Here is a 23,411-nt window from a genome sequence, read left to right on the forward strand (position 1 = left end):
ATGGCCTCCATCACCCCTAGCGGTTTCTGGACCGTCCGGCTGGGCAGCCTGAGCGTGTTGCTGCACCGGAGAAACTGGCTGATGTTCGGCCTGCTGACCACGCTGCTCGCCGGTTTCGCCGTTGTCGCCATCAGCCTTGGCTCCGGCAACATGGGCGTGCGCGATGTCATGGCAACGCTGGGCGGCAACGGCAGCAAACTGCACGAGATCACGGTGTTCAAAATCCGCATGCCGCGCATCGCTGCGGCTGTTGTGGCGGGTTTGGCCATGGGCATGGCGGGCTGCCTGATCCAGACGCTGGTACGAAACCGACTGGCTACGCCGGACATGATCGGGGTGAATGAAGGCGCTTCCCTCGCAGTGGTCGGCTTCGCCATGTACCTGACATTGGGCAGCTGGCCCTGGTGGGCGTCGCCGCTGGGCGCGCTCTTCGCCGCCGCAGCGCTGTTCACGCTCTGCCGACGCCCTGGCGAGCAAGGTTATCTGTTCATCGTCATCGGTATCGCACTCTCCGAGTTGCTCGGCGCTATCGGCGACTTCGGCATGTCCACCCAACCGCTGTCGCATCTGGGCAGCATTTACCTCTGGACGATGGGCCACTTCGCCGGGGTCAGTTATCAAACGGTCAAGCCCATCACCCTGGTGCTGCTGGTGCTATGCCCGCTGATGGCGCTGGTCAATCGCCCACTGGCATTGCTTCGCTTCGGCGATGCCACCGCGCAGAGCCTCGGCGTTCGTGTGCCGCTTATCCAACTCGGCGTACTGGCCTTGGCGATTCTGGTGGCGTCCCTGGGCACGGCTATCGCCGGCCCGGTGATCTTCATCGCCATGGCCGCGCCTATCCTGGCGAGCTGGCTGGCACGGGACAACCTTGCGCCGATCTGGCTCGCCGCGATGTGTGGTGCCGTGTTGATGCTGGGCAGTGACACGCTGGTCCGCGTGCTGGCTCAACCAGAAGAGATTCCGACGGGAATCATGACTCGCCTGCTCGGTGGCATTCTGCTGTTGGGCTTGCTCATCAAGGACAGACGAGGAGCTGACTGATGACCGTTCTCCAGGTGCGGAACCTGCACTTCGCCTATCAGGACAAGGTCGTGCTCGAAGACCTGTCCTTTTCGCTGCCCAAGGGGCGGCTGATCGGAATCGTCGGCCCGAATGGCAGCGGCAAATCCACCCTGCTGAAGCTCCTGGCGCGACAGCTACCCCAGCAACGTGGCGACATTGAAGTTCAGGGTGAATCACTGACTCGCTTCACGCTGAAGCGTCTCGCCAGGCAGCTGGCATTTCTGCCGCAACGCCCGGTCATGGCTGAAGGCATTCGCGTGGAACAGCTAGTGCAATACGGACGCCACCCCCATCAAGGCTGGTTCAATCAGTGGAGCGAAGAAGACGCCGCTCAAGTTGAAAAAGCCAGAGTGGCGATGCAGCTCGACGCCATCTGGCAGCAGCAGGCGTCCTCGCTTTCCGGCGGCCAGGCGCAACGCGCGTGGCTGGGCATGATCCTGGCGCAGAACACCGATCTGATCCTGCTGGATGAGCCCACCAGCGCGCTGGATATCGGCCATCAGGCCGAGGTCATGGAAGCCGTGCATCGAATCGCGACCGAGGGCCGCACGGTGCTGATCGTCATCCACGACCTGGGCATCGCAGCGCGCTATTGCGACGAACTGATCGCCCTCGCCGATGGCCGCATTCAGGCCATGGGGCCGGCGCGGCAAGTGATCACCAAGGAGCTGGTGGATCACCTTTACCAGACCGAAGTTGACATCCTCCCGGCACCTGGGGATGGCGCGCCGGTAATCGTGCCGCGCCGACGACCACTGACCCCATCCCTAGCGCCTGCATTCAAGGCAAGCGCCCATTACGAACTTGCACCACAGGATGAAACCCTATGAGCCTGAGATTCCCCCTGACCCTGACTGCCGCATTGCTGACCGGCCTGCTGACACTCAATACCCAGGCACAAACCCGTCAAGTCGAAGATGCGTTTGGCAACAGCGTAATCATCCCGACAGCGCCTGAACGCATCATCACCCTCAGCGAGATCGACCTCGACACCGCTTTGACCCTGGGCGTTACGCCGATCGGCACCGTCAACGGTCGCGGCCAGGCCGCGCCGCCTCGTTACCTTGAAGGCAAAGTGCCAAAGGGCATCAAAGTCGTCGGAGATCTCGACAACCCCAATCTGGAAGTGCTGCTTGAGCTCGAGCCAGACCTGATCCTCACCGGCCCGGTAAAGCCGGAGCAGCTCGCCATCCTCAACGAGATTGCGCCAACCGTCATCACCTTCAACTGGGCGCGCCCATGGCAGGAGAGCATGTTGCGAACCGCTCACGTGCTGAACAAGGATGCCGAAGCCCAGGCCTTTCTTGAGCGATACAAGGCCCGGGCTGCGGAAGCACGCCAAAGGCTGCAGGATCATCAGGGCGAAACGTTCAGCATCGTGCGCTGGAACCCAAAAGGCCCGTCCTACATGTTCAAGGACGCGTTCTCCAGCACCGTCCTCGAAGACGTCGGCTTGGTGCGCCCGGCCCATCAGCAGGACCCAGGGCACACCCATTCGATGGCCCTCAGCCTCGAATCGCTCGAACTGCTCGACGGCGACTGGCTGGTAATCGGCACCCTCGCCACCAGCGGCGAAGCGGTCGAGGCGCTGAACCAGGCCGAGGAGACGGCCGCCTTCCGTCAGTTATCGGCGATCCAGGCCAAGCGCTTCGCCGCCGTGGATGGTTCGCTGTGGACCTCGCTCGGTGGCCCGATGGCTGCCCTGCAAGTAATCGAGGACATCGAATCCATCATCGGCAAAGCGGACGCCGAGCCAGCAGCCAGGGACTGACCGATGCGGCGAGCCCGTTGCTGTGCTCAGCACGGGCTCGCCTCCTCATTGCTCAGACCGGCTCGGGCAGGCGCTTGCGATCGATCTTTCCACTGGGGGTTTTGGGTAACGCGTCGAGCATCACAATGCGGCTCGGAATCATGTAGTGCGGCAGGGTCAGATGAAGCGCTCGCCGAATCTGAACCCGACTGGGGGCGCCCTGGCATCCTGCCTCCACATAGCCCACCAGACAGGCATCATCGCCTGCGCCGAGCAAGCGCACCGCCGCATCCTGGACCCCGTCTATCTGCCTTAGGTTCGCTTCGATCTCCCCCAGCTCGATTCGGAAGCCACGCAGCTTGATCTGGTCGTCCAGGCGTCCGAGGTACAGGAACTCGTCGTCACCGGTTCGGCGTACCCGGTCACCGGTGCGATACAGACGCCGCCCCCGCCAGCTAATGAAAGCCTGATCGCTCAACTCGCTGCGTTGCCAGTAGCCTTGGGCCAGTGAAATACCTTCGATACACAATTCACCCTTGCCGCCGGATCCGACATCATCACCGTCCTCATCCACCACCCAGTGCCGATACCCATCAAGTGAGTGCCTGAGGCGTACGCCTTGCTCAGCCGACAAGTCGACCGGCGCCATCATTGACCAGATGGTCGCCTCCGTGGGTCCGTAGCAGTTCCAGAGTTGGCCAACCGATGCGCCGAGCCGGGTCGCGAGTGTCGTGTCCAGGGCTTCTCCACCGCACAACGCGATCAGGCCGGCGCGGCCCTGCCATCCTGCTTTGAGCAGCATCCGCCAGAACGCAGGGGTTGCTTGCAGCGTATTGAGATCCGGTCGGCTGTCGAGTAACTGCAGCAGTGCCACCGGGTCCTTGTGAGCAGGAGCACAGACCACCTCGACATAGCCGCCCGCCCAGAGCGGCCCCAGCATTTCCAGCAGGGAAATATCGAAAGCCGGGGTCGTGGTGAACAGCCAACGCGTATGCGGCCCGACTCCGATTCTTCGCGTCGCCGCATCGAGAAAATTGGCAAGGGCGGCGCGGCCGACGACCACGCCCTTGGGTCTGCCTGTGGAGCCGGAGGTGAACATCATGTAAGCCGGCAATTCATCACTCAGCACTGGCGAAGCGGGCATGTCCGCGATACCCGGTTTCAAGAGCAGCGACGGCGAAAGCGACCGCAAAGCCTGCTCATCCTGAATCACCCAATGCACCTGCGCGTCGTCAGCGATGCCTTGCAGCCGGTCGAGCGGAAAGTCCGGTTCGAGTGGCACGAAGCACAGACCTTCATGCACGCAAGCCAGCAACGCGGCGATCAGATCGGGCCCCCGACTCAGATGCAAACCGACGCGATCACCCGCAATCAGCCCTTTGCCACGCAGCTGCAGCACGATGGCCGCCACCCGCGCCTGCAGTTCGGCATAGCTGAAACTGACACCCATACATCCCAATGCCGGCTGGTCGGGGTGACGGGCAAAAACACCGGCGAATCGAGAATTGAGTGAGGTCATGGTGCGTCCTCATTCAAGGCCGCCAAGCGTTGAAGATTCATCTTCAGCGACGTCAGCAGCTGCGCACTCATATCCGCACGCAGTCTGCCGATCTGGCGCAGGGTCAGCAGCCCGTCGAACACACCGCCGTGCAGACTGATCAGCTCCGCGGACAGGTTGCCCTTACCGCTCGGGTTGCCTGCAGGCATTGGCAAGGGCTGCCAATGCCCTGCTCCACTGCCGTAGACGCCGAGGTAGTTCAGCGCCACAGGTGGTAATGGCAGCGAATCGCGATGGACCGGGTTGTTGCGCAGTGGGAGATAACCCACGCCCTTGTCGGGGACCTGGCACAGCTGGTCAGCGGCGTGCCGTAGCAGCGCCGTCCAGTCGGCCTGGTTGCACACCCTGACCGGAAACATGCTGGTGAACCAACCCACCGTACGGCCGACGTCCAGTCCAGCTTCGATGTGCTCGCGACCATGACCTTCGAGCATGATCCACTGCTGTTCGCCGAGGCCCAGGTCGCTCAGGGACCGCGTCAGCGCCGCCAGCAGGATTTCACGTACATCGCTTTGCAGTCGCACGATAGCAACCTGTGTCAGTTGCCGAGTGGTGGCCTCGTCAAGCTCCAGCAATTGCGGTTCGGCTCGCTCGTTCGAGGACCAGTCGGCAGGGCACCGGATATCCATCTCACCCACCTGCTCACGCCAATATGGCAGCTGCGCTTCAGCGCGTTTGGCATAAGCGGCAAGACCCTCACCCCACTGTCTGTAGCTGCTGCTCTTGTCCGGCAAGGTTTCGCCCCGGGCAAGACGCTGCATGTCCTCAACCAGGATGCGCCAGGACACCGCATCGACCACCAGATGATGGAGCGCCAGGAACAGGCCTCGCTCGCCGCTCGGCAAGTTCTCGATTACTGCCCACGCCAGCGTTCGCGCACTGGCCGGGTCCATGTGCGCCTGCAGCTCGGTCAACGCTTGCTGCACGCCCGAAGGCCCGAGTTCGGCTGCGTCCAGCCGCGCAGGCTCGGCCAGTGGCAGGAAGGCTTGGTAACACTGGCCGGACGGGATGACGATCAGGCGCAACGCGTCGTGATGTGCCAGGAGCTGCCGCATGTAATCCATCAGCTGCGGCGTCGTTGTGGCCTCTGGCAAATGCAGCACCACACCCTGATTCCAGTGCTGAGGCTGAGCGAATGGCTGTTCGTAAAACCACTGCTGGATCGGTTGCAACGGGAACTCGCCTGTCAGCAGGCCGTGCTCGGCGCGGATCGTCTCGGCGGCTCGCGGCATTTCGAGTACCCGACACAATCGCCGAACCGTTTTCGCCTCGAAGACTTCCTTTACGCTGCAGGGGTAGCCGGCGTCCCGAAGCCGCGTCGCCAGCTGAATGCTCAGGATGGAATCGCCTCCCAAACGGAAAAAATCACTTTCAACACCAAGCGGCTGCTGCAGGACGTCCTGCCAGATGCGCAGCACCTCGCTTTCCAGCGCTCCGGTCGGAGGCACAAGCGACTCATCCGAAGCCAGTCGAACCGCAGGCAGCAGCCTCACATCGAGCTTGCCGTTGGCGGTCAGCGGCATCTTGTCGAGTAGGACCAACCGTTGCGGCACCATGTATTCAGGCAGTCGCCGCGATACCTGCTGCAATATGTCGTCCGGCTGAGGGGCCGTTGTACCCAGGGTCACGGTCGCATAGGCCACCAGCGCCGGGCGCGTTTCCTGGCTCGCAACGATGACCTTTATCTCCTGCAGGCCTGGGTAGCTGGCGTGCAGTTGGGCTTCGATTTCGCCCGGCTCGATGCGATAGCCGCGCAGTTTGATCTGCGCATCCAGGCGTCCCAGATACTCGTATTCACCATTGGCGAGCTGCCGAGCACGATCACCGGTGTGATAAAGACGGACTGTGACACCGGCGATACGATGCTCACGAAACACGTCCGAGGTGCGCTCCGGCTGGTTGAGATAGCCTCGGGCAAGCCCCAACCCGGCCAGACAGAGTTCGCCGGGAACACCGGCTGGACACAGCGCGCCATGGCGATCGAGAACCACCGCTTGCAGACCGTCGATGGGTTCACCGATTGTCAGGCGTGCACCCACCACGAGCGTCTTGGTCAGCGCCGTCACGGTGACTTCGGTGGGCCCGTACATATCGATCAGGCGGAACTGCCGCGCCCAGCGGTGTGCAAGGGCCGGTGGACAGGCCTCACCGCCGAAGCCCACGGCTTTCATGGCTGGCAATCGCCGCTCGGGCAAGGTCGCCAGCAGCGCCGTGGCGAAGATCATATGGGTGGTCTGAGTTCGTTCGATTTCGTCCAGCAGCCCCTCACCCGGGTCTGCCCAGATCAGGCAGGCGCCATGGACCAGCGGCACCAGGGCGCACATGTTGCCGGCATCGAATGACAGGGACATGCAATCGAGCATGCGGTCGCCAGGCTCAACCATAAGTCGTCGGCCATGATCGCGCAGCAGATTGACCAGCGACCCGTGCTCCACCATGACGCCCTTCGGCGTGCCGGTCGAACCGGAGGTGTAAATCACCTGGGCGAGTCGCTGGGGCTCTTGCCGCAACGGCGGCGTGATGAGGGATTGGACGTCCAGCTGTGTCTGTACTTCATGGCTGCCGAGATCGACCCAACGTTGGCCCGAATCCAACGCAAAGGGTGCCTCACCTTGGCCGATGATCAGCCGCAGCTCGGCGTCGCGCATGATGTGCACAATACGCTGCTGCGGATAATCCGGGTCCAGCGGAACGTACGCGGCGCCGACTTTCCAGCACGCCAGCAAGGCGGTAACGAATGCATTCTCACGCCGGGCAAGCACGCCGACGAGGTCACCATCGGCGCAGCCCTGCACTTGCAGCCAGTTGGCCAGCCGGTTCGCCCGGGCGTCCAATTCTCCGTAACTGATCCAGCCGCTGCCCTGGCGCAGCGCGGGTCTGTTCGCATGGGACCGGACTATGTCATTAAACAGCGAAAGCGCAGTGAGCCCATCAGGATAGGCAACGGGCAGCGCGCTCAGCTTCTCGGCGGTCTGCTTCACCAGCGCCTGATCGTGCATCGGAAGCTGCCAGATATCCTGCCCCGGCGTCTCCACCACCGCCTGCAGCAGATTCAGCAGACGACTCGCATAGCCTTCGACGCTGCTGCGGTCGAACAGGGCCGTAGCGTAAAGCCAATCAACCCGCACCGAGTCGACCAGCTCGGTGACCTTGACCGAGATATCCGTCTTGGCTGGCAGCACGGGGGACGTCTCTTCCACCGCATTGCAACCGGGGATCAGGTCGTTGAAGTCCACGCGCGCCTGGTAGACCAGCATGATCTGGAAGATCGGGTTGATCGCGGTGTGGCGATCCATGCCAAGGGCCTCGCTCAAAGCTTCGAAGCGATACAGCTGATGATCGAATGCCTGAAGGTCTTCAGTTCGGCACTGAATCAGGTAGTCGACGAAGCGCTGTCGCTCGGGCAGTTGCGTGCGCAACACCAGCGTGTTGACGAAAAACCCTACCAGCGGCTCGACTTCAGGACGCTCCCGATACGCCAGCGGCGTGCCAATCACGATGTCGCGTTCCCCGGAGTGGCGCGCCAATAGCAACGCGAACACCGCGTGCAGGCCTATGAAGGGTGACGTGCTGTGTTGCTGGCATAGCGCTTTGAAGCGTGCCCAGAGGTTGTCGTCGATGGTCGAGAACACGACCTCACCGCCACTCGCCGGCTGTGCCGGGCGCGGCTTATCGAGTGGCAGGCTGTGTACATCGGGAATTCCCGCCAGCCGCTCAACCCAGAACGCCTTGAACTGTTCGTGGTAGTCGCGAAACAGCGGTGAATTGAACCAGTGCGCGTAGTCGATATAGCTCAGTCGCGGTTCTTCCCAGCTTGGCTGCTGACGATTCTGATAGGCGAGATACGCGACCTTCAGGTCGGCGAACATGTTCTTAACCGACCAGCCATCCGAGATGATGTGGTGCTGGTTGATCATCAGCACGTGCTCGCGTTCGCCCAGCTCCAGCAGCGTGACCCGGGTCAGCACCCCGCTGGTGATATCGAACGGCTGCAGAATTTCCTCGCGCACCCGCTGCGCTACTCGCTCTTCGCGCGCCTGAGGCTCCAGGTAACTCAGGTTCTCGCGCGCAAGATGGAACTCGGTGTGGGCCAGGATCTCCTGTTCCCCCCGGCCCTCAGCGCTACGCTGGAACCGCGTGCGCAGGCTGGCATGACGGGCGACCAGCGCATCGAATGCGAACGTCAGCGCATCCACGTCCAGTTCGCCAGTCAGGCGGAAGAACACCGGCATGTTGTACAGGTGTGAGCCTTGCTCGTACTGCTCGATGAACCAGAGCCCGCTCTGCGACGAGGACAGCGGTCCGGCGCTGCCGTGCTGCGCGGTGATGGGTGCATCGAACGCCTGCTGCGACCGCAGGCACTCAATGATGGCGTCGCGGTTATCGCGAATCTGCTGTCCGAGCGCCGGGGTGATGGCGTCCTTGCGGGCCTGCGAGACCAGCTGTTGCTGATCGTTGAGCGCAAGCTGCACCCCCTGCTGAGCGAAATGCTTCAGCAGGCCGATTATGTTGTTGTGCATTTGCTACCTCTCGGAAAGCTCAAGCCGCCAGGGTGGCGCCACCATCGACGACGATGTCCTGCAGGGTGATATGGCTTGCCAGGTCCGATGCCAGAAACAGCACCGCACGGGCGACCTCTTCCGGTGTGGCGATCTTGCGCAGCGGGATGCCTAGCTTGTACTGCTCAGGAAAGCCGGCGATGGTCCGTTCACGAGCGTCCTCGGTTTGCCACATGTCTCGCTGCATCGCGGTATCGGTGGAACCCGGCGAGACCAGATTGCAGCGCACGCCGTGCTCGGCCAGTTCGAGGCCGGCGGTGCGGATCAGGCTCGAAAGTGCAGCTTTCGAAGCGCTGTAGGCGGCCATCTGCATGCGCGGGACGTGGGTCGCGTTGCTGCTGACGGCGACCACCGCCCCGCTGCTCTGCGCCTTGAAATGTGGAATAAGCTCGCGCAGGAAATAAAACGGGCCGGATGCGTTGACCCGCAAGGAGTCGTCCCAATCGGCCGCACTCAGCGCCTCGATCGTCCCCAGTCGCAGGATGCCAGCGACACTGGCGAACACATCGACGCGCTGTTGCACTTCGAGTAGCTCGCCGCAGGTGTGTTTGACCGCCTCGGCATCACCGACATCGAGCACATAGGCGGTGAATCCGTAATTCTGCTCCGGGAAGGCGCGGTCGAAGCCGGTGACCTGCGCACCCAGCCGCGCAAACCCCTCAGCAACTGCACGGCCAATCCCCTGCCCGGCGCCGGTAACCCAAACGCACTGCCCGGTGAAACTCATCTGATCGTTCATCTGCCCGCCCTCACCAAACCAGTTCAACCTGCTCTTCTCGCTGCCCCATGCGGGCGTCGAGAAAACTGCAGAAGTCCGCGAGCCGCGGGTGATCGAATACGTCCGAGACTTTCACAGCGGTACCGAATTCAGCGCCCAGCCGGTTCACGATCTGGATGGTCTGCAACGACTGCCCGCCGAGTTCGAAGAAGTTATCGTCCGGCGCGATGGCACCGACGCCAAGAATCTGCTGCCAGATAGCGCTCACTCGCCGCTGTGTTTCGTCGTTCAGCACATGTTCGGTAGCGCCTTGCAGGTAGCTCTGCTGTAACCGCTTGCGGTCGATCTTGTTGCTTGCGGTACGGGGCAATGCGGAGAAATGACGGTAATCGGTGGGCACCATCGCGGCGGGCAACACGTCGGCCAACTCACGTTTGATCGCCCGAATGTCTTCACGAGGCCCGGCAATGAACGCAACCAGTCGCCGCACGCCGGCTTCAAGCTCAAGGCCGAGCACGCATGCCTCATCAATACCGGGCAGCGCAAGCAGTCCCGACTCCACCTCGCCAGGCTGTATGCGGTAGCCGCTGATCTTGAACTCGTGATCCACGCGACCGAGATAAACCAGCTGGCCATCGACCAGCCGAACCCGGTCACCAGTCCGGTAAACACGCTCCGTCTCGTCGCCAATACGCAGATGGGCGAACGCCGGCGAATCACTGTTCAGATAACCGTTCGCAAGCTGGGCGCCCAAGAGCACCAACTCACCTTCGCGCGCCGGACGATTACCGCGTTCGAGCACCAGTGCCTCGACACCTGCCAGAGGGCGGCCGATTGGCAATTGCCCGTCGTGCGGATCGAAGTCTTGCAGCTCGCTGGTGCAGGCCACGACGGTGGTTTCTGTCGGACCGTAGGTATTGATCAGTCGGATGCCCCTAGGCGCGACGCGCTGCCAGGCGAGCAGTTGCTCGGGGTAAACGGCCTCACCACCAATGATCACCGTTGCAAGGATTGCGGGGATCCGCACCTGGCCGCCGCGTAGCGCCACGACCCACTCGTTCCAGAACGCCGTAGGCAGATCGACCACCGTGACGGCCAGTTGCTCAAGCCCATCGACGAAAGCCGTCATCGATTGCAGCAGCGCGTCGGTCCGCAGTACCAGTGTCGCGCCGGCGGACAAGCTGACGAAGACTTCCTCGATGCTGGCGTCGAAGTTGAACGGGGCGAATTGCAGCACCCGGTCGGTAGCGTCAATGCCGTAACGCTGCCGGGCGGCCTGGCTGAAATGCGAGAGCGCGCGGTGGCTCACTTCGACACCTTTGGGTGTGCCCGTCGAGCCCGAGGTAAACATCAGATAGCAGGCATCGTCCGTCCCGCACGGGCTGTAAAGGCGATTGGCTGAAGTCAGCAGGCCGATCAACTGGATCGGGCCAGCATGAATTTCAGCCAATCGGTGACGATAAGCCGCCTCGGTGATGACGAGCGCCAGCTCTGCGGTCTCGCAGATAAGCCGCTGCCGATCGGCAGGCTGCTCCGGATCGAGCGGCACATACACCGCCCCGGCAAGCAACACGCCCAGCTGCGCAAGAATGGCCTGTGGCGCTCGACTCAACATCACACCGATCCGCTGCCCCGGTTGGACGCCCTGTTCAGCCAGCGCGGCGGCCACCATTTCGGCACGCGCCTGCAGCTCGGCGTAGGTCAGTGCCTGCTCATGCTGAACCAGCGCGATGCGCTCCGGCTGGGCCTGTGCCTGCTGACGAATCGCCTCCAGCACGCTAGCCGCCTGCGGCTGGGCTGTGACGCCCGGCGCCTTGATCACCTGCCACGCACGTCGAACCGCGTAGAGCTCATCGAGCAATACATCTCGCGGTTGCTGGGGATCGGCCAGCCAGCATTCGAGCAGATCGAACAGCTCTTCCTGCAGGCTGCGGACCTGATCAAGGCTGTAGCAGGATGGATTGGCGTCATAGTCCAGCACCGGCACGCCGTCGGTACCGATCTGCACTTCGAGGGTCAGGTCTTCCACTGGTCCGGCGCTGAGGTTCAGCGTGCGCGCCGGGCAATTGCCGTACGCCAGCGGCCGGTCGAACGGCATGATGTTGATCAGCGGGCCGAACAGTCGTTGCTCACCGCCGACACGGCCAAGATCACGACGCAGCGACTCGTAACGGTAATGCTGATGCTTGCGGCTGCTACGCCGTAATTTGCCGATGGTTTTGGCGCAGGCTATGAGGTCCGCGTCATCCGGGAGATCCAGGCACAGCGGAGCAATGTTCATCTGCATGCAGGGCACGTTGAACGATGCTGAACCGATGCGGTTCATCACCATCAGCCCCAGTACCTGTGTCCGGGCGCCACTGACCTGACGCAACTGAGCCGAAACACCGGCGAGCAGCAGATCGGGCCAACCGATCCCGTGGGCCTCGGCGGTGTTCTGCAGCGCATGCCAGAGGGGTGCCGGGAATGCTGCGCCGTGACGAATGAAGGTGGCTGAAATCGGCGCGCTACGGTCGCTGAAGCTGACCGGCTCGGGCATGCGTGACAGGGCTTCCAGCCAGTAACCGCGCGCCGCTGCTGTACGGCCATCTGCATGCCGCGCGGCGTCTTCGGTCAGGACGTCCTCATAGCAGCCGAAACCGTTTGGCGGTGTCGATTCGCCAAAAAGCGCAGCCCCATAAAGCTCGGCGATGCGCTGATACAGCAGGTTGGTGCCATAACCGTCCAGGGCGATGTGGTGGATGCAGCTGTACAGGAAGTCACCCGCCTCACCTTGCAGCAACACGAAACGGCACGGCAGGTCATTTTCCAGGTCCATCGGCTCCCGAATGTCGCGCATGGCCCAGTCGCGCACCCAGCTTTCAGCCTCGACACCCTGCGGAATCTCCAGCTGGCGCACCTCCAGCGGCAGCTTACATGGGTTGAAATACACCGCGTCTTCGTCAGCTACGAACAGCCCGGACAGTGCGTCGCACTCGCGGACCGCCCGCTGAACCGCGTCGATCAGCGTCGCTGCCTGAACTTTGCCGTCGAAGGCGATGCATTCGGCCGTGTTGAACATGGCACGGTCCTCGTTCAGCAAGTAGCCGAACCAGAGCCCTTGCTGGGCGATGCCAAGCGGCCTCATCGTGTACCTCCCTGTTCGGCGATGAGCGCCCACCACCCGTTAAGCGTCGGAGTTTTGGCCAGATCAGTGAAATTGAGCTCAAGGCCTTGTTCCCGCCACTCACTGAGCAGCGTCATCATCTGAATGGAGTCGAGGCCGTAGTCGAGCAGGTTCTCATCCGGATCGAAGGGCTCGTCCATCTCGTCGAGCAGCGTCAGCAATCGCGCCTTGAGGCCGTCGCGGGTGGGCAGTGATTGCGCAGCGGAGCCGAGCGAGACGACTTCACGACAGGTCACCACTCGCCCACACCGAGTCGCCACGTAATCGAGGGCCATTTGATGCTCGGCCTGACTGAAGTCAGCGATGCCATCGGCAAGCATGAAGGGCTGGATATCGCGCATGAAGGCGTCGCATGCGGTCATCAGGCAGCCAATGTGTCCGTAAATGCCGCCGATGATCAGCTGATCACGCCCGAGCTCGCCCATCATGGGCTCAAGCGGTGAACGCTGAAACGCGCTATAGCGCCACTTCACCAGTACGGTGTCGTCGTCAGCCGGCTCGAGTCCGGCAGTGATGGCTTGCCGATCGGGATGCTGGGTGATGCCTGGCCCCCACATGTCGGTAAGCAACGCACGATCCGCGTCGGTTTGTTGCCCCGGCTGCGCGGTGTAGATGACGGGAATCCCCAATGTCTTGCAGCGTTGGCGAACCTGCGCCAGACGCGAGACCAGCTCGGCAACGAAGGGGCTCTCCGCGCCCCAGAAATCGCAGAAGTACGCTTGCATGTCGTGAATGAGCAGCACAGCGCGACCGGGATCCAGCGTCCACTGAACCTTGTTTTCGCGCCATTCGCGAGGCAACGGGTACGGCGTGAGAGTGGGAATAGCCATTGAAACGGATCCTTATTCGGTCACTGTCAGTTTTTCAGCGGCACGGCGGCGCAGGCGGTTCTTGTCCACCTTGCCCACGGCGGTCATCGGGAGGGAGTCGAGTTTCTCGAAGCGATCGGGCAGCTTGTAGTCAGCAAGTCCGAGCCCGCGAAGGAACCTGCGCAGAGCGATGCCCTTGAGACTGAGATCGGGACTGACGATATAGGCGCAACTCTTCTCGCCCATCGCCTCGTCGGGGATCGAAACCAGCGCAGCCTGTGTCACGGCCGGGTGCGCCATGAGGAGGTTTTCCACCTCTTCGGCGGCGATCTTTTCCCCGCCACGGTTGATCTGGTCCTTGATACGACCGACGACGACGAGGTAGCCGTCCTCACGCAGCCGCACCAGGTCACCGGAGCGATAGAAGCCCTCGGCGTCGAAGGCGCTGGCGTTGTGTTCGGGGCTCTGGAAATAACCACGGATGGTGTAGGGCCCACGGGTCGTCAGCGCACCAACCTCCCCGTCTTGAACCGGATTGCCGGCTCGGTCGACGACCTTGAGCTCATCATCCGGGCTCATCGGCCGGCCCTGGGTGAGGTAAACCCGCGCGTCGTCATCCTCCAGGCGGGTGTAATTGACCAGACCTTCGGCCATGCCAAACACCTGCTGCAGCCGGCAGCCCAGCAAAGAAGGCACGCGCCTGGCCTGCGTTTCCGGCAGTTTGGCGCCGCCGACCTGTATCAACTCAAGCGTAGTGATTTCGTCCCGATGGGCCGGTGCCGCCTGCAGCCACAACGACAGCGCGGAAGGGACAAGCGCTGTCACGTTGACCTGCTGCTGCGCAATCAGCGGGAAGCAGCTGGCGGGACCTGGATCAGGGCTGAGCACCACCCGGCCACCGGCAAGGAACACGCCCAGCGCACCGGGCGAACTCAGCGGGAAGTTGTGCGCAGCGGGAAGCGCGCAGAGGTAACGAGTGTGGCGATCGAACTGGCAGATCTCGACGCTACGCCGAACGCTGTAGAGGTAATCATCATGGGTCCGCGGAATCAGCTTGGGCGTGCCGGTGCTGCCGCCGGAAAGCTGGAAGAATGCCACCTCACCGGCCGGCGTCGGGCTGAATGGACGCCCTGCTTCGACCGGCTCTAACCAGCTCTGCAGCCGCAACTCCGGCTGGGGATCCTCATGCAGCACGACGGTATCGAGCTCCGGAATGAGGTCGGCCAACTCTTCGACGAATGCATCGTCAGCAAATAACGCGTGACTACGGCTGGCGATCAACAGACGCGGGCGAATCTGAGCGGCATAGGCCACCAGCTCGAGGCGGTTGTGACTGAACAGTGCATTGACCGGCGCGATACCAGCCTTCATCAACGCGAAGAACACGATATAGAGTTCGGCCTGATTGCCCAGCTGCACCAACGCGCGATCACCCTGCCCCAGCCCCCGGTTAGCCAGCCGTCGAGCCAAGTGTGTAGAGGCCATGTCCAGCTCGACATAACTGATCGCCTGGGCGCCACTCACCACGGCTATGGCGTCCGGTTGGCTGCTTGCCTGGTCGACAAGCATCTGGCTCAGAGGCTCGCCGCGCCAATATCCAGCGCGCCGATAATGTTCGGCGAATGCTTCCGGCCAGGGTGTGAACGGAACCCGACTCATATCGCCTCCCGATCCAGACCGAACGCTGCAAGCATGGTCCCGAGCTTGGTACCGGTCTCGCGCCATTCCGATTCCGGACAAGAGGCCGATACCAACCCGGCCCCGGCAAACAGCCGAACCTTGTGCTGGTCGATCACTCCGCAGCGGATCACTACCGCCCATTCGCCGTTTCCAGCGGCATCGCACCATCCGACGATGCCGCCGAATACACCACGATCAAAGGGCTCCAGCTCGGCAATCAGTTGTTTGGCGGCCGCAGTGGGAAAGCCGCACAGGGCTGGAGTCGGGTGCAGCTGGCAGGCCAGATTCAAGGCGGAGACAGGCTCTGCCAGTTCGCCTTCAATCCGCGTCGACAAGTGCCACAGCTTGGCCGTATTCACCAATGACGGTGAGTCAGGTATGAACAGCTCGCGACACAGCGGCCGCAGTTGCCGCTCAATGTCACGAATCACTAAGCGGTGTTCGTGCTGGTCTTTACCAGAGGCCAGCAGAGATTGTGCCGCCTGTTTGTCAGCGTCTGGCTCGGCGTAGCGCCTGGCCGAGCCGGCCAACGGGTTGGTTTCGATTCGCGTCCCGCTCTTGCGCAGTAGCAACTCAGGGCTGGCACCAATCAACACGCCGCCGTCCGGCAGGTCTGCAAAGAAGTGATACGCCTGCGGATTCTGCTGCCGCAGCCCCTGAAAAATCGTTGACGCACATGGCTGCTCGTCAAACTCAAGCTGCAACAGCCGGGACAGCACCGCCTTATCCAAACGACCGCTACGCAGCTCGGCAAGTGCGCAGTTGACCGCCTGCTGGAAACCCGCCTGGTCGGGGTGCTCTTTGCACACACGCGCACTGCCGCAGCCGAACCCGCAGATGGCTATGGGTGGCGGCACGGGCGGAAGATGGCTGACGTGTCGTGGAATGAAAAGACTGGAGGGTTGACGCTTGTCAAACGGGATGACGCCGACCAGCACCGGGTTGCGTAGCCCGGCTGACTGGGCCTCGGCAAAGGACCGCTGCACATTGCTATCCAGGCCCGGTCCAGCGCCCTCCGCAGGCGTATCAATCGCCTTGAAACACCCACTGGCTTCGATGCCGCCTGCTCGTGAATAGAATCGATACGACGGTGGGAATTTGTATCCCAGCGCCGTTCCGTTGCAGGCAACGCGAGTCAATGCGTTCACCACCACCTCCGTAAATGCAAATGAGATTGCTTGTCATTTGCTGCGGAACGATAGATAGCGCGATCGAATGCGTCAAATTGTTTCTGTATGAAATGCCGAACGGCGTTTCATTGGCGCAATGCATCCCAAGCTAGCGCCGTCGGGGAGATCAAGAACAGTAAGAATTCTGGTGGTCGGCTGGGACTAATGGCTCGATAAGATATCGATGTTAATCATGCAATATTTCAATACGTTAGCTCACGTTACTAACGTTACTTATAAGAATTACGGCTCTACAGCATCAAGCCGAAGAAACACCTAAATATTTTATTAGGTTGGTTGGCTAACTCTATGACGCTGAACAGATTTTTTATCTAAGAGTGCCAGTAGGACGAGCCTGACGGAGCCACCACTAGCAGACCGTGATCAACTCGTAGTGCTGAGGACGGCCTTCAACGAGCACCTCGACCTCATCACCTTCGCAGCGACCGAGCAGTGCCTGCCCCAACGGGGCGTTTGGCGAAATAACCAGCACATTCGTGTCATCGACAACGACCCGTAACCCTGCTGCGTCCGGCCCCAGGAAAACCCAGCGTTGCTTCCCTGCAAGCTTCAATGCCACCAGTGCACCCATCGTGATTGCCTGGTCGACGTGCGAGAGCACTGGCAGGTTGCGGTAGCTGCTCAGGGCCACTTCAATTTCATGTACCCGTCGCCGCTGGCCGTCAGCCAGGTAGGCGGCCTCCAAGCCGCGCGTGTCGTATTTGTTCTCGGCTTTACTCTCGGCGTGCGTCGCGGCCTCGTGAGACGCCTGTAGCGCGTCCTTGGCAACAACCAGATCTGCCTGCAATTTGTCGATGATCGTTTGTTGAAGGCGATGCTTGTTCATGCGGGCTCAACGAGGTGGCGGGACGCCTAGCATGGCATCGGTACGTTCCGAGCACCAAAAAGTTCGGCTCTGGCTTATCGACCCAACGCAAGCAAACGCGGAGACACAAGCGGGGTGGACCTGATTTTTATAGTTCTACTGGCCGGCCTTCCCGGCGCACGGCACTATCGCAAGACTTGACTCGGTGTACCGACACCGGTCAGAACATGCCGCGCCTCAACCCAACGAAGATTAAGGAGCGATTCGATGACACTGCGCCTAGCGCTAACCCTAGCGGCAATGGCGGTCAGTCAGGCCGCCATTGCTGATGGCCTGCCGATGACTGTCCGGCTTAACGGTGTGGAACACGATAATGGGACCGTTCGAGTCGCGCTTTTTTCCGAGCCCAAGTCATTTCGCAAGGCCGATATGGCGTTTGCAACGGCTGAGGCGAATGCCAAGACAGGAACAATGACGATAGTTTTCAACGAGGTCCCGGCCGGCCAGTACGCAATCATGGCCTACCACGACGAGAACGGTAACGGTGAGTTGGACCGCCGCTTCGGGATGTTCCCAACCGAGGGTTACGGGCTGTCGAACAACCCCAAGATCATGGGGCCACCTACGTTTGAAGACAGCCAGTTCGAGGTGTCAACGGATCAGCCAAGCAACGTCGACATCGACATCCGCTACTAAAGTTGTAGGCGAGCCAGCCTTGATAGCGCGAACGGTCATCATGTTCTTCATTGTGCTGCCGGCGAAAGCGGCATCGAATGACTAAGCGCTGGTAATTCAAATGGCTAGCGAGGGCTGGTGCCATCCAGACGACATGCCCGGCGTCCGCTACCCAGCACCGTGTGGAGCCTATGCGGGTCCCGCGACAACGCTACCGCAGCCACGACCAATGAACCGATTCCGAAATCGTGCTGTCCAGACAGAAGCGTCTGGATCAGCTAAACACGCGATTTGTCTGTCCGAGCGGAAATTTTTCAGAAACAGGAGATTTGCCGCACGCGACGGAGCGAGACGCTGCTTATACTGACCACCCATTCCAATCTGGAGCCACACCCGTGAATAAAGCCGAGTTGATTGAAGCGATCGCAGCCTCTGCCGACGTACCGAAGAGCACAGCTATCCGTGTATTGGATGCGTTCACTGAAAGCGTAACCAACACCCTGCAGAAGGGCGACAGCGTAACGCTGGTCGGCTTCGGCACCTTTGCAGTCAAAGAGCGTGCCGCGCGTGACGGCCGCAACCCGCAGACGGGTGCGACGATCAAAATCTCCGCGGCTAAGCTGCCAGGCTTCAAGCCAGGCAAGTCGCTGAAAGATGCGGTGAACTAAACACCTGCATCCGATACCGGCCGCTGACGTCCCTCGCGGACGCAGCGCCTGTTCAGTTTCCCTCTCCTTTCGCTCTCGCCCTCGCTCCACGGTTGTCGCTCGATATCGCACTTAGCGACCGTGGACAGTCCCGCCTGCCGCACTAGCCAGAATGGTCACCGCTGGCAACAGGACCATGCGACCGGGTCGCGCCATCCGCACACTGCTTGTTTTGCCAATACATGGAATGGCGGGCTGACCCTAGCCCAACGGGGCCAGACGCAGTCACGCCGACTCGATTAGCCCTGCGGGCTCACTTGTCCCGGTCAACCGCAAAACCGGCCCACGCCTGACGCGACGGCATAATCTCCAGCCGGTTGATGTTGATATGCGCCGGCAACGTCGCGACGTAGAAAATCTGTTCAGCGATATCTTCAGCCGTTAGCGGCGTGGTGGTGCTATAGAGCGCGTCGGAAGCCGCTTGATTGCCCTTGGTCCGAACCAGCGTGAACTCCGTCTCGGCCATACCCGGGGCAATATCGGTGACGCGCACACCCGTCGCAATCAGATCGCAGCGCAGGTTGTAGCTGAATTGCTGAACGAACGCCTTGCTGGCGCCATACACGTGGCTGCCCGGATACGGCCATTGACCAGCGACCGAACCGATATTAACGATGCTGGCGCCCTTACCCGTTTCAATCAGCGTGGGTAGCAACGCATGCGTCACGTTGACCAAGCCGGTGATGTTCGTATCGATCATCGTGTGCCAGTCGTTCAGGTCGGTCTTCTGAGCGGGCTCGGGGGCCAGGGCCAGACCAGCGTTATTGACCAGGCAGGTGATGGAGCGGAAGCCCTCCGGCAGGGTGGCGACCACGTCTTTTACGGCTTCGTTCTTGCGTACATCAAGCGTCGCGACATGAACCGGCACTTTCACGCTCAGCTCTGCTTTGAGCTCATCCAGACGCTCCGAGCGGCGACCGGTCAGTACAAGTGACCAGCCAGCGTGGGCAAATCGACGCGCGGTGGCACGCCCGAACCCGGACGTAGCGCCGGTAATGAATACGACATTACTGTTCATGCTTTCCTCTTCTGGTGAGCAGCGCCGCTAAGCGCTTCGTTAGCGTTACCCGCTATGGTCCGACCCTGGTCGAAAAAATTCGAGCGGTTTATTTCGTACGCAACGTCGACCATTGCCCGGACCTAGGGGTATTCCTGCCTACATGTTTCTGTCGCCTAGGTTATCGCCAAAAGATTTATGGCAAAAAGCGCCATTTAGAACGCCAAAGCCCCGAGTTTCATTACCGACGGACTGCCGCGACGAGAGTTAATCCCCCGTTCGCTCCGGTTCGCCCATCAGGTGGATACCACGGACCAAACGCGACGGATAGAACTCAGTCTCCTTCACCCAAGGGACTCTGAAATGCGCACAACAAAAACAATACTGGCGGCGACTATTTCACTGCTAATTGCCACACCGTCATTCGCGGCCAGTGAATCCATCCAAGATCAGACAGGCTCCGATAATTACGCCGATGCGAAACAGCAAGGCGATGGCGGTACGATCAGCCAGGTTCAGGACGGCACCGGTAACGTCGTCTATACCGATCAAAACGGGTCTGGCCTCACGGCTACCAGTGACCAAGTCGGCATTGGCAACATCTCCACCGCTGATTAGACCGGTGCGAACGGAGACATTGCTATCAGCCAGGACGGGGAATACAACGTCGCGACCATCGGACAGTCCTCCGCAGAGGTAGGTCACTCGGCAAACATTTCCCAGGTCGGTGTCCGCAACATGGTCTATCTGGAGCAGCTGGACGGCGATGCCAGCGTTGCGTCGATCAGCCAGGACGGGCAGGACAACGTCACCGAGTTGTTTCAGGAAGGCGTAGGTAATCAGTACACAGGCATCCAGAGCGGTGATGGCAACACGGCGTATGTCGAGCAGTCAGGCGGCGCATTCGCCGAGACCGATCAAACCGGTTCCGGCAATCGCCTGACGCTCACACAGGATGGCTTCCCGTACGGTGCCAGCGCGTCGATTAGCCAGACCGGCACCAATAACCAGGCCACGGTCGAGCAGCCATCTGCCGTCCGCTACAGCTCAGGCTCGGTTGAGCTCGAGCAGATCGGCCCCGACAACGTTGCAAATGTGACGGCGTTCGTGGGGGACGGTTACTTTGCCTTTACCCAAGACGGCGTGGGCAACGAGCTAACCGCTGAGCAAGGGGGACGCGATTCGTCCGTCGAGGGCCGCTCCACTGGCGATTACAACCGCGTCGACATCCGCCAGGACTTTGATGGCAATAGCGTTGCCATCGATCAGAACGGCACGTCCAACGAGATCGATGTGGTTCAAGAGGGCTATTACAGCAACGGCGTCATCGAGCAGACCAGCACCGAGAACTACGCTTCGCTGGTCCAAACCGGTGGCTTGGATAGCGTGTCGCAATACGACGCGGTGATCATGCAGAACGGCACCGGTAACTCTGCCTTCGTGACCCAAGGCCCATAAAGGCAATCGCCTCATACTGCAGGCTCGACGGGGCTTGCTGTATGTCTGGCGACATGCGGCTAGCTGGCCGTCAGCGCTTGTTGCACCACCCGTTCGAGATCAGCGAAAAAGAAAGGCTTCTGCAAGGTCGGGATATTGGCGTAACGCGAATCCAAACCGCTCTTGCCGTACCCCGTCGCGAAAATCAGCGGGATACCGAGTTCTATTAGGCGATCCGCGATCGGCAGGCTGCTGACCCCGTCAAGATTAACGTCCAGAACTGCCAGCCCGAATTCGTCCTGTTCGGCCGCACGCATGGCCTCGTCGAAACGTGACGCCAACTGGACGGACTCGCAGCCAATGTCCTGCAGCATATCGTCAAGCAACATACCGACCAGCGCCTCGTCTTCGACGACCAGTACCCGCATGTTCTCGAGACGCCTTCCCGCTGCGACGTTTGAGTTGCTGGTGATCATCTCAACGTCACCTCCTTAATAAGTTACGTCACCGTTGGCAATGAACCGCCGAAATGCAGGGCTGCTCTCGACACGCTCCGCATTCCCCCAGTGAAGCGAGCCGGCGCGCCGTCGATGCACCGCACGCACGCGCTGACGCATTGAGCGAAACCTTTTTCAATGTGCATTTATGCAGATGTGCTATGCAACGAGCCGCATTGATGTAGAGAAATTTGCACTCTAGGATCAGGACAGCTCCAACGATTTGTTAATTCAATAACAACAATGCTAGGACCCGCCATGACCCAGTCAAGTGCCATTCCAACAGTCAAACTCCTGATCGGCGGTGAGCTGGTCGAGTCGTCCACCAGCGAATGGCGCGACATCGTCAACCCAGCCACGCAGGAGGTGCTGGCGCGAGTGCCCTTCGCCACCGAGGCAGAAATGAATGCCGCTGTGGCCAGCGCCAAGGAAGCCTTCAAGACCTGGCGCAAGACGCCTATTGGCGCGCGCTCGCGGATCTTCCTCAAGTACCAGCAGCTGATCCGCGAAAACATGAAGGAGCTCGCCGCCATTCTTACCGCCGAGCAGGGCAAGACCCTGCCGGACGCCGAGGGCGATGTGTTCCGCGGGCTCGAAGTGGTTGAGCACGCCGCCGGTATCGGCAACCTGCAACTGGGCGAGCTGGCCAACAATGTCGCCACCGGCGTCGACACCTACACCCTGCTGCAGCCGCTGGGTGTCTGCGCAGGCATCACCCCGTTCAACTTCCCGGCGATGATCCCGCTGTGGATGTTTCCCATGGCCATCGCCACAGGTAATACCTTCGTACTGAAGCCATCCGAGCAGGACCCGATGGTAACCATGCGCCTGGCGGAATTGGCCATGGAAGCCGGCGTTCCACCAGGCGTCCTCAACGTCATTCATGGCGGCGCCGACGCGGTGAACCTGATCTGCGACCACCCGGACATCAAGGCTGTCTCCTTCGTCGGCTCGACCAAGGTCGGTACGCACGTCTACAACCGCGCCAGCCAGGCCGGCAAGCGTGTGCAGTGCATGATGGGCGCGAAGAACCACGGCATCATCCTGCCCGACGCCCACAAGGAGCAGACCCTCAACAACCTCACGGGCGCTGCGTTCGGCGCGGCCGGTCAGCGCTGCATGGCGTTGTCGGTGCTGATCCTCGTGGGCGAAGCAAACAACTGGCTGCCGGATCTGATCGCCAAAGCCAAGACACTGAAAGTCAACGCCGGCGCTGAAAACGGCACCGATGTCGGCCCGGTGGTGTCCTGCGCCGCTCTGGATCGCATCAGCTCGCTCATCGAGCGCGGCGTGTCGGAGGGCGCCGAGTTGGTCCTCGATGGCCGCAATCCGCAGGTCGCCGGCTACGACAAGGGCAACTTCGTCGGGCCGACGATTTTCGCCGGGGTGAAAACTGAAATGAGCATCTACCGCGAAGAGATCTTCGGGCCGGTGCTCTGCGTGATGCACGCCGACACGCTCGATGAAGCCATCGAACTGATCAACGCCAACCCCAACGGCAACGGCACCGCCCTCTTCACCCGTTCCGGCGCGGCAGCCCGCCATTTCCAGGAAGAAATCGACATCGGCCAGGTAGGCATCAACGTACCCATTCCGGTACCGGTGCCGATGTTCTCCTTTACGGGTTCGCGCGCCTCGAAACTCGGTGACCTCGGCCCGTATGGCAAGCAGGTTGTGCAGTTCTACACTCAGACCAAGACCGTCACCCAGCGCTGGTTCGACGAGAACGAAGTCGGCGGCCCGGTGAACACCACCATCAACCTCAAGTGACCGCTCCGGCGCCCTGCCTGCGGCAGGG

General features: G+C 61.3%; 18 protein-coding genes. 8 read left to right on the plus strand and 10 right to left on the minus strand.

Going from position 1 to position 23,411, the window contains the following annotated elements; genetic code table 11:
- Genes K4O48_RS10660 through K4O48_RS10670 form a run of 3 tightly spaced genes read left to right on the plus strand, consistent with a single transcriptional unit; the run spans position 1 to position 2,836 of the window.
- Positions 1 to 1,044, plus strand: a complete 1,044-nt coding sequence (locus tag K4O48_RS10660) for a FecCD family ABC transporter permease (protein WP_222908206.1) — start codon at positions 1 to 3, stop codon at positions 1,042 to 1,044.
- Positions 1,044 to 1,895: an ABC transporter ATP-binding protein gene (locus K4O48_RS10665; RefSeq protein ID WP_222908207.1), complete on the plus strand. Its 852-nt coding sequence runs from the start codon at positions 1,044 to 1,046 to the stop codon at positions 1,893 to 1,895. The genes K4O48_RS10660 and K4O48_RS10665 overlap by 1 nt, the downstream gene beginning before the upstream one ends.
- On the plus strand, positions 1,892 to 2,836 hold the full coding sequence (locus K4O48_RS10670; RefSeq protein ID WP_222908208.1) for an iron-siderophore ABC transporter substrate-binding protein: 945 nt from the start codon (positions 1,892 to 1,894) through the stop codon (positions 2,834 to 2,836). The genes K4O48_RS10665 and K4O48_RS10670 overlap by 4 nt, the downstream gene beginning before the upstream one ends.
- A 52-nt stretch (positions 2,837 to 2,888) precedes the next feature.
- Here the strand turns inward: K4O48_RS10670 and K4O48_RS10675 are convergent, their stop codons facing one another.
- The 8 genes from K4O48_RS10675 to K4O48_RS10710 all read right to left on the minus strand — a co-directional run bounded on the left by K4O48_RS10675 (position 2,889) and on the right by K4O48_RS10710 (position 17,321).
- Positions 2,889 to 4,334, minus strand: a complete 1,446-nt coding sequence (locus K4O48_RS10675) for an amino acid adenylation domain-containing protein (RefSeq protein WP_222908209.1) — start codon at positions 4,332 to 4,334, stop codon at positions 2,889 to 2,891.
- Positions 4,331 to 8,893, minus strand: coding sequence for a non-ribosomal peptide synthetase (locus K4O48_RS10680; RefSeq protein WP_222908210.1), 4,563 nt, complete (start codon positions 8,891 to 8,893; stop codon positions 4,331 to 4,333). Before K4O48_RS10680 ends, K4O48_RS10675 begins: the two co-directional genes overlap by 4 nt.
- A 19-nt stretch (positions 8,894 to 8,912) precedes the next feature.
- A complete protein-coding gene (gene dhbA, locus K4O48_RS10685) occupies positions 8,913 to 9,671 on the minus strand; it encodes a 2,3-dihydro-2,3-dihydroxybenzoate dehydrogenase (RefSeq protein WP_409518898.1) in 759 nt (252 codons plus the stop codon).
- 10 nt (positions 9,672 to 9,681) lie between these two features.
- Positions 9,682 to 12,777 carry a non-ribosomal peptide synthetase gene (locus K4O48_RS10690; protein ID WP_222908211.1) on the minus strand — a complete coding sequence of 1,032 codons (3,096 nt, stop codon included), beginning with the start codon at positions 12,775 to 12,777 and terminating at the stop codon, positions 9,682 to 9,684.
- Entirely contained in the window at positions 12,774 to 13,646 is an 873-nt protein-coding gene (locus tag K4O48_RS10695) for an isochorismatase family protein (protein ID WP_222908212.1), read from the minus strand. The genes K4O48_RS10690 and K4O48_RS10695 overlap by 4 nt, the downstream gene beginning before the upstream one ends.
- Before the next feature lie 12 nt (positions 13,647 to 13,658).
- Entirely contained in the window at positions 13,659 to 15,284 is a 1,626-nt protein-coding gene (locus tag K4O48_RS10700; RefSeq protein ID WP_222908213.1) for a (2,3-dihydroxybenzoyl)adenylate synthase, read from the minus strand.
- Positions 15,281 to 16,453 (minus strand): isochorismate synthase MenF, encoded by a 1,173-nt coding sequence (locus tag K4O48_RS10705; RefSeq protein ID WP_222908214.1) that lies wholly within the window; start codon positions 16,451 to 16,453, stop codon positions 15,281 to 15,283. Before K4O48_RS10705 ends, K4O48_RS10700 begins: the two co-directional genes overlap by 4 nt.
- 391 nt (positions 16,454 to 16,844) lie before the next feature.
- Positions 16,845 to 17,321 (minus strand): GreA/GreB family elongation factor, encoded by a 477-nt coding sequence (locus K4O48_RS10710; protein ID WP_222908215.1) that lies wholly within the window; start codon positions 17,319 to 17,321, stop codon positions 16,845 to 16,847.
- 246 nt (positions 17,322 to 17,567) lie between these two features.
- On the opposite strand from K4O48_RS10710, the gene K4O48_RS10715 reads away from it, so the two are divergent.
- Both K4O48_RS10715 and K4O48_RS10720 read left to right on the plus strand, forming a co-directional pair.
- Positions 17,568 to 17,996: a DUF2141 domain-containing protein gene (locus tag K4O48_RS10715; RefSeq protein WP_222908216.1), complete on the plus strand. Its 429-nt coding sequence runs from the start codon at positions 17,568 to 17,570 to the stop codon at positions 17,994 to 17,996.
- A 374-nt stretch (positions 17,997 to 18,370) separates the two neighbouring features.
- Complete coding sequence (locus tag K4O48_RS10720; protein ID WP_222908217.1) at positions 18,371 to 18,643, plus strand: HU family DNA-binding protein; 273 nt, start codon at positions 18,371 to 18,373, stop codon at positions 18,641 to 18,643.
- A gap of 292 nt (positions 18,644 to 18,935) precedes the next feature.
- Here the strand turns inward: K4O48_RS10720 and K4O48_RS10725 are convergent, their stop codons facing one another.
- A complete protein-coding gene (locus K4O48_RS10725) occupies positions 18,936 to 19,700 on the minus strand; it encodes an SDR family NAD(P)-dependent oxidoreductase (RefSeq protein WP_222908218.1) in 765 nt (254 codons plus the stop codon).
- A gap of 342 nt (positions 19,701 to 20,042) precedes the next feature.
- Between K4O48_RS10725 and K4O48_RS10730 the strand changes: the two genes are divergently transcribed.
- Complete coding sequence (locus tag K4O48_RS10730; RefSeq protein WP_222908219.1) at positions 20,043 to 20,297, plus strand: hypothetical protein; 255 nt, start codon at positions 20,043 to 20,045, stop codon at positions 20,295 to 20,297.
- A gap of 120 nt (positions 20,298 to 20,417) precedes the next feature.
- On the plus strand, positions 20,418 to 21,137 hold the full coding sequence (locus tag K4O48_RS10735; RefSeq protein ID WP_222908220.1) for a hypothetical protein: 720 nt from the start codon (positions 20,418 to 20,420) through the stop codon (positions 21,135 to 21,137).
- Between the two features lie 59 nt (positions 21,138 to 21,196).
- On the opposite strand, the gene K4O48_RS10740 is transcribed toward K4O48_RS10735, so the two are convergent.
- Positions 21,197 to 21,592 (minus strand): response regulator, encoded by a 396-nt coding sequence (locus K4O48_RS10740; RefSeq protein WP_222908221.1) that lies wholly within the window; start codon positions 21,590 to 21,592, stop codon positions 21,197 to 21,199.
- A 279-nt stretch (positions 21,593 to 21,871) separates the two neighbouring features.
- On the opposite strand from K4O48_RS10740, the gene K4O48_RS10745 reads away from it, so the two are divergent.
- Positions 21,872 to 23,383 carry a CoA-acylating methylmalonate-semialdehyde dehydrogenase gene (locus tag K4O48_RS10745; protein WP_222908222.1) on the plus strand — a complete coding sequence of 504 codons (1,512 nt, stop codon included), beginning with the start codon at positions 21,872 to 21,874 and terminating at the stop codon, positions 23,381 to 23,383.
- Positions 23,384 to 23,411 lie beyond the last annotated feature (28 nt).

The organism is Pseudomonas sp. DNDY-54 (assembly GCF_019880365.1).
In the GTDB taxonomy this organism is placed as follows: Bacteria; Pseudomonadota; Gammaproteobacteria; order Pseudomonadales; family Pseudomonadaceae; genus Stutzerimonas; species Stutzerimonas stutzeri_P.

Coding starts and splice junctions, on each gene's coding strand:
- K4O48_RS10660 (WP_222908206.1), top strand. CDS start 1: ATGGCCTCCATCACCCCTAGCGGTTTCTGGACCGTCCGGCTGGGCAGC.
- K4O48_RS10665 (WP_222908207.1), top strand. CDS start 1,044: ATGACCGTTCTCCAGGTGCGGAACCTGCACTTCGCCTATCAGGACAAG.
- K4O48_RS10670 (WP_222908208.1), top strand. CDS start 1,892: ATGAGCCTGAGATTCCCCCTGACCCTGACTGCCGCATTGCTGACCGGC.
- K4O48_RS10675 (WP_222908209.1), bottom strand. CDS start 4,334: ATGACCTCACTCAATTCTCGATTCGCCGGTGTTTTTGCCCGTCACCCC.
- K4O48_RS10680 (WP_222908210.1), bottom strand. CDS start 8,893: ATGCACAACAACATAATCGGCCTGCTGAAGCATTTCGCTCAGCAGGGG.
- dhbA (WP_409518898.1), bottom strand. CDS start 9,671: ATGAACGATCAGATGAGTTTCACCGGGCAGTGCGTTTGGGTTACCGGC.
- K4O48_RS10690 (WP_222908211.1), bottom strand. CDS start 12,777: ATGAGGCCGCTTGGCATCGCCCAGCAAGGGCTCTGGTTCGGCTACTTG.
- K4O48_RS10695 (WP_222908212.1), bottom strand. CDS start 13,646: ATGGCTATTCCCACTCTCACGCCGTACCCGTTGCCTCGCGAATGGCGC.
- K4O48_RS10700 (WP_222908213.1), bottom strand. CDS start 15,284: ATGAGTCGGGTTCCGTTCACACCCTGGCCGGAAGCATTCGCCGAACAT.
- K4O48_RS10710 (WP_222908215.1), bottom strand. CDS start 17,321: ATGAACAAGCATCGCCTTCAACAAACGATCATCGACAAATTGCAGGCA.
- K4O48_RS10715 (WP_222908216.1), top strand. CDS start 17,568: ATGACACTGCGCCTAGCGCTAACCCTAGCGGCAATGGCGGTCAGTCAG.
- K4O48_RS10725 (WP_222908218.1), bottom strand. CDS start 19,700: ATGAACAGTAATGTCGTATTCATTACCGGCGCTACGTCCGGGTTCGGG.
- K4O48_RS10730 (WP_222908219.1), top strand. CDS start 20,043: ATGCGCACAACAAAAACAATACTGGCGGCGACTATTTCACTGCTAATT.
- K4O48_RS10735 (WP_222908220.1), top strand. CDS start 20,418: ATGGTCTATCTGGAGCAGCTGGACGGCGATGCCAGCGTTGCGTCGATC.
- K4O48_RS10740 (WP_222908221.1), bottom strand. CDS start 21,592: ATGATCACCAGCAACTCAAACGTCGCAGCGGGAAGGCGTCTCGAGAAC.
- K4O48_RS10745 (WP_222908222.1), top strand. CDS start 21,872: ATGACCCAGTCAAGTGCCATTCCAACAGTCAAACTCCTGATCGGCGGT.